Here is a 6,000-nt window from a genome sequence, read left to right on the forward strand (position 1 = left end):
TGTAATGACTATGAAAATCTTAATAACAAAAACATTAGAAAGGAAAACAGCCTAACTATTATTTAGAGAGTGCTTTAATGGGAAACTAAAGACATGATTAGTGGTATTGACGGGATCATGAACTTAGCTACTGCATCTGGCGAAGATTTAGCATTGACTTCAGATATTGTAACCGATACCATAGATGATACGGCTTTGGCGATTGGCTTGATGGCTAATGCGGGTATTAAATCCTCTCAAGCTGGTACCGCTCTAAGAAGAATAATGGTGGAATTACAAGGAGATTTAACTTTAACCAGTCTTATCAGGAAGTTAAAGACGAGTTAATCAAGGGTATCGCTCAACTAGATTTGATCATCATGGATTTGCAGGATAAGGTCGCTCATCTCAGCAAGGTTACTGAGTCTTATTCAATCTCAATAACTCATACCCTGAGAGCAGACGATTGGCAAGATATGATTATGCGAAGATGAATTTGATAGCAAGTGTTAAGCTGAAGCAGGTGCAGAAAAATATTGAAGTTACTCAGAAACGATTAAATAAATTTATTAATGAGTATGAGTAGCAAGTACGAGATTTAGAGAATCTTACTAGATTAATAAATTCCCCAGACTATAATGTCCAAAAAAACAAAGAAAATTCATTGAATTGATAATAAATTTTGTAATTTGGTTTTGTTCGGCGATAGTTTAAAAAATGTAAACGCTTGACTGAGGGAAAAATACTACGATATAGATGAGGACGGACTAAGTTTTCTTAACTATCTCATCATTTTTTAGGAGAAAATGATTATGGAGAAAAGAATTATAACTGCCCTTATGAGTGTCGCTGTTTTTTCTTGCATTATTGGAACAGCAGTTCCAGCACTTGCAGCCTCTGGTCATTGGAAATCGGTTATTCAGTGGGATGCAAATGGTGTTTCTGAAACAGGTTCTGTAAACCGTTCAAGTATAACGACCTTTACTCTAAGAGTAATGCGGGCAAATGGTGATATTATTGGTACCAAGACGGTTCGCATAGGAAAAAATAAGAGTGATGTTCACGTATGTTGGGGACAACCAGCATTGGATAGATATGGAGAAGTTATCAATTCTAGTCCAGTCCATGACCCTTGGTTTAATAGCTAAAATATTAATATGATTTATTAGCTTGTCTAAATAGAAAACTTAGTCTGTTTTATAGTTATAGTGGTCTTTAAGGGGGATGCTATGATAAAACTTAGTAATATCAATAAAAAATATGGTAAGAGAGAAATTTTTCATCAATTAGACTTTACCATAGAATAATCCGGATTGATTTATACGGTCATTGGTGCGAGTGGTTCAGGCAAGACAACGCTTTTAAATATTATTTTTGGCTTAGATTTTGATTATGAGGGCGACTATTATTTATTTGAACGAAATGTCCGAGAATTAAAGCAAAAAGACTGGCAAACCATAAGAAATAGGGATTTACAGCTGGTTTTTCAAGATTATAAACTCACGGAGGGTTCGAGCGTTCTTGATAATTTAAAAAATGCAGGCGATTTTGATGATGCGGCTATAAAAGATGTGTCGTGAGGTGGGAAAAACTGAGACGGAAATGACCCTTTTCCGCCAGCCTACTGAGATAAAAAAGAAAAAGTTGGGGCGTTATATTTTATCATCCATGCGAGCTAATAAGTTTGAATTGTTATTGCTTGCTGTTCCAATAATGCTTATTTTTTCTTTGTTTATTTTAGGTTTTTCTTTTTATTACAGTACAGTAGTTGGTACTTATAATCGCATGTTTTCAGGTGTCTCTGACACGCTCATCATGATTGATACGCAAGAACTAAAAAATGATGTAACGGTCAAAAATCGTGAGAAAAATATTTCTTCGAGTTTAGATGGTCAGCGGATATATTTTTCGCAGGCAGATTATGAACATGTGCGCCAAATTAAAGGTGTTGAAGCTGTCGCTTTAACCTCAGGTCGTCAAATGGCACTGTCGGATAAAGACGGCTATGAAATTGATTTGACTTATGAAGTGGAAGAGTTACCAGACATTTTAAAAAAGGATATTGGCTTTTTAAGTCAAGATACTAAGCTGACCTTTAAATTTTTAGGTTTGAGTAGTCCGAAAGCTTTTGCTAAAGATTACAATACCCAAAATATTACTTTACTTACAGGAGAATTTCCTCAAGATCAAAGTTTAGAAGTCATTTTACCTGATATTTTTGCGCAGATTTACTTTGGAAGTGATGATTTTGACCAATTTATAGGGCGTTCGGTCAATTTATCTACATTTAAATATGGAGAAGCTACGAATTTGGTTGAGAGAAGTTACCAAGTGTCGGGTATTTATCGGAGTAACTATCAAGATACGCTTCAACCATCTTACGCTATTTATTTGGGCTGGGATGGCCAGGGTATTTTGGATGAAGAGACAGATTTTGCGCAAATGTATGAAGAGGATAAAAGCGCCTATATTGGTTCATCAAATGAAAATGAAGTCTATCTCTCAAATATATTTGAAACGCTTGATAGCTATAAAACAGCTGTTGGGTTGGGCTACACGACCCTGCTTGTTAAAGCGCAATCGCCGAAAGATGTTGAGACGATTTCTCAAAATTTAGAACAACTCTTTCCGAAATATCGACTGACCAGTCAGTTAAGTTGGAAAACAGGTGAGTATGCTAAGATTTATCAGTATGAGAGTAGAAAAATGCTGAGCATTGCATGTATTATCTCACTCACTTTAGGCTTGGTAATAACTTTTTTGAACAAAGGTTATTTTAGAAAAAGAAATCGGGAACTTGCTGTTTTGTATAGCCTAGGGTATAGCAGAGGTCAACTTGCTTGGCTGATTTTATGTGAAAATCTTATCGTCTTTCTTACCTGTCTAGGGTTAGCTTACGGTTTAGATAGACTCATTTATAATTTTTATCTGCGGCGAATACCCTATTTTTCAGGTTTGAGTGTGATGTTTACACCTCAAGTGATACGACTTATCACTTTACTTATCCTACTGATCACTTTAATTTCAGTCAGTTGGAATATGCGGGGTGTGAAATTAGGCAATCTGAAAAAATCTTTGAATAGCGTTTGACTGTAACTGGTTCTTTGTCAGTTGTATTGGGTTGACTTATAATTAAGCACGAGAGGAGACGAATGTCGTCTTCTCTTTTGTGCTATTCAGGTTCTATAATAAATAGGATTGAAGGAAGAGTTTTTCTTCCATCAACCCTATTTGACATAGAGCCTTCTTTAATTGTCATTTATCCTTTAGAAATCACGATCATTCGAAAAATATTTACAATTATAAATAAGGCTTAAAAATAAATGTGATATAAATCATCAAAGTCAAAAAGAATAAGAAGGTTTCAATATTTACAAAAATTGTATTTGGTTTTACTTTTTCAAAGAAGCTTAATCTTATTATTAAACTGGCCTCTAGAATGATTATCAGATAATAAATGATGAGCAATCCAAATAAGAACATCCAACCTGCCATTACTACTTCTCCATTCTGCCAAAAGATTATACCCAAAAATATAGCCCAGATACATTTAAATACATTTACTAAGCCTTCATAGGGATGAGATAATGTCGCCATCATATAGTTTGTTTGACTATCGCTTATTTTTTTATCTTCATTGTACTTGGCTAAAAAGGCTATATGACCAGTTTGCAGAGCCATTCCAGCTACTAGTAGAATTAAATAAACTGAACCAAACACACTTCCTACCAATAAAATATCAGAATCGAGTAATTGATAGAGAACAAATGGTAAGGGAAGCCACATAGCATACATGATGGCTTGCATTAAATGCAATAGAGCATACTCATTATTCTCTGTCATCTTCTTAAAGTTAAAAAGAATGAGTAGAAATATCAAAATTCCTATCCAACCAAAAATTATTGTTGAAAATAACATCATAGCCTCCTTATGAAAATTTGTTCATATCGAGTTTTTAATTAATTTTTTATGAAAAATAAGATTATTGAAGAGTCTACTTTAATTATATCTACTATTTAAATTGTTTACCAACTATAAAAATAATTAAAAGAAAATTCAAATTTTAGAATAACCGAACAATAATTTAAATGTGTATCTGCTTATTGAATGATTCCGTCGCATTTAATAAGCTTTTTAGTATAATAGTTTTGAAAACGTTTAATAAATGGCCTATTGTAAAAAGCATAGACACTATCTGCACACGTAACTTTCAATAAAGAGAAAAGGAAAGGCTTTATATATGACCATTGATTGAGAGAAATTACTGTTCGAGCATTTAAAAATTTATAGTGGATAATAATAAGTTGAAGCTAATAGGGTGAAAAAAATATAACTAATATAATTGAAGTTTAGGTGGACTTGCTTATGAAAATACTGAAATATATTAAAAAGAATGTACTCATCTATTTTTTAATAGGAATGTTACTTAATAGTGGTTTAATGCTTATAAAGCCATTACTACTTGAGCGTTTACTAAACATTCGCGAAGAGCATTTGACTACAGATACGATTCTTTCCTTTATAGTGTATGGTTTAATTTTACACTTGATTTTTTATAGCACTATGCTCTTGGCTAATTTTGTTAGTAATAATCTACAACGTCATTTACAAATAAGATTAAAAAGTCAATTAATGAAACGATTATTTTTAAAAGATTCCATTATGTATGATGAGAAAGTTTCAATCCTTACACAAGACATGGAGCTATTGTACGATCGTTTTCTTCTTCCTGTAGATATTATGATCGGAAAGGCATTTATGCTATGTACCACAATCGTTTTTATTCTGTGGCACAATTTTTGGTTAGGTCTCTTTTTTGTAGCTTTCTCATTTCTTCGGCCTTTACCGCAATTCTTGATGAATCGTCATTTACAAGATAGTGGTGCTGCTTTCTCAAAAAAACAAAAGCAATTCCATCGATCTGTAGGAGATTTTTTTAAAGGAGCGAACACCTTTTATTTTTATGGTGCTAGTAAAGAAAAATTATCTCTGCTTGAAAACATTAATGAGGAATATGAAAATGCTCGCTGGAAAAATGAATGGACCAGTAATATCGTCTTTTTTCTAAACGGTCCATTAGTATTTTTTAGTCAAGTTCTGCCTTTAGCTGTAGGGCTATTCCTACAAAAACAAGGCGTTGAATTGACTACGGCTAGCTTGATAGCTATGTATATCGCGACTATGAATCTCAGTGGTCCCATTCAATCGATCATGTACAGTATTTCTGATATTCAGCGTTCAAGTGACGTGAGAAATAAACTTTATAGCTTACTTGAAGATCCTGGTTCTGAATACACATATTTTACAGCAGATTCTGTCGCTGAATTGGTCTTGGAAAATATATCGAAAAATAGTGAAGAGCGAGTACTCTTCAAAAATTTTTCCTTGAATTTATCCATGCCAAGCAAAGTCTTGATAAAGGGCGCCAGTGGTTCTGGGAAATCCACTTTACTAAGGATCATAGCAGGAGTAATAAGTGCTGATAATGGACGTGTTTTTGTGCGCAATAATCAAGGCGAAGAATTCTTTGAATATCAAGGAAATATTGCCTATATTTCACAACATCCTTTTTTCAGTCACGGATCTATTCGTGATAATTTAACTTTGGGACAGAATTTTCCAGATAATAAACTTTTATATTTTTTAGATCAAGTTGGTTTAACGAATGAAATCCCAGCTATATTGGATTATCAATTGGAAAATAATGGTGAAAATATTTCAGGCGGTCAACGCCTGCGTTTGGAACTGGTTCGTTGTTTGCTTAGAAAGAAGGACATCGTTCTAGCTGATGAGATAACCGCTGCTTTAGATTTTCAAAACGCTCGGCGTGTTCGTCAGATTCTTTCGGATTTACCGATTATCTTGATAGAAGTTGCGCATCATATCGATCCAGAAATAAGTTATGACCAAGTTATAGATATAGATGACTTTAAAGATACCTTTACAAAATATGAATAAACAAAATCGGGGCTGTATCATAAGTCTCAAACCGAAAAACCACTATAAACGTTGTTTAAACAA

Annotated in this window: 7 protein-coding genes; 6 read left to right on the forward strand and 1 reads right to left on the reverse strand. The window is 33.6% G+C overall.

Translation table 11 applies throughout. From position 1 onward, the window contains the following. Positions 1-93: 93 nt before the first annotated feature. From ACQV2O_RS03940 to ACQV2O_RS03960, 5 genes are all read left to right on the forward strand, one after another. Positions 94-327, forward strand: coding sequence for a hypothetical protein (locus ACQV2O_RS03940; RefSeq protein WP_428873545.1), 234 nt, complete (start codon positions 94-96; stop codon positions 325-327). A 118-nt stretch (positions 328-445) separates the two neighbouring features. After that, on the forward strand, positions 446-565 hold the full coding sequence (locus ACQV2O_RS03945) for a hypothetical protein (protein WP_428873546.1): 120 nt from the start codon (positions 446-448) through the stop codon (positions 563-565). A 226-nt stretch (positions 566-791) separates the two neighbouring features. After that, the gene (locus ACQV2O_RS03950; RefSeq protein WP_428875048.1) at positions 792-1,127 is read left to right on the forward strand and encodes a hypothetical protein; all 336 of its coding nucleotides are present in this window, start codon (positions 792-794) and stop codon (positions 1,125-1,127) included. Positions 1,128-1,292: 165 nt separating this feature from the next. Then, entirely contained in the window at positions 1,293-1,559 is a 267-nt protein-coding gene (locus tag ACQV2O_RS03955; RefSeq protein ID WP_428873548.1) for an ATP-binding cassette domain-containing protein, read from the forward strand. Position 1,560: 1 nt separating this feature from the next. Next, positions 1,561-3,069: an ABC transporter permease gene (locus ACQV2O_RS03960; RefSeq protein WP_428875049.1), complete on the forward strand. Its 1,509-nt coding sequence runs from the start codon at positions 1,561-1,563 to the stop codon at positions 3,067-3,069. A gap of 210 nt (positions 3,070-3,279) precedes the next feature. On the opposite strand, the gene ACQV2O_RS03965 is transcribed toward ACQV2O_RS03960, so the two are convergent. After that, a complete protein-coding gene (locus ACQV2O_RS03965; RefSeq protein ID WP_428873550.1) occupies positions 3,280-3,897 on the reverse strand; it encodes a hypothetical protein in 618 nt (205 codons plus the stop codon). A gap of 447 nt (positions 3,898-4,344) precedes the next feature. On the opposite strand from ACQV2O_RS03965, the gene ACQV2O_RS03970 reads away from it, so the two are divergent. Beyond that, positions 4,345-5,937, forward strand: coding sequence for an ATP-binding cassette domain-containing protein (locus ACQV2O_RS03970; RefSeq protein ID WP_428875050.1), 1,593 nt, complete (start codon positions 4,345-4,347; stop codon positions 5,935-5,937). The last annotated feature ends 63 nt before the right edge of the window (positions 5,938-6,000 follow it).

This window comes from Facklamia sp. P13055 (assembly GCF_050409445.1).
Taxonomy (GTDB): domain Bacteria; phylum Bacillota; class Bacilli; order Lactobacillales; family Aerococcaceae; genus Facklamia.

Bases quoted from the DNA above. Each gene is read 5' to 3' on its own strand.
- ACQV2O_RS03940 (WP_428873545.1), top strand. From the start codon at position 94: ATGATTAGTGGTATTGACGGGATCATGAACTTAGCTACTGCATCTGGC.
- ACQV2O_RS03950 (WP_428875048.1), top strand. From the start codon at position 792: ATGGAGAAAAGAATTATAACTGCCCTTATGAGTGTCGCTGTTTTTTCT.
- ACQV2O_RS03965 (WP_428873550.1), bottom strand. From the start codon at position 3,897: ATGTTATTTTCAACAATAATTTTTGGTTGGATAGGAATTTTGATATTT.
- ACQV2O_RS03970 (WP_428875050.1), top strand. From the start codon at position 4,345: ATGAAAATACTGAAATATATTAAAAAGAATGTACTCATCTATTTTTTA.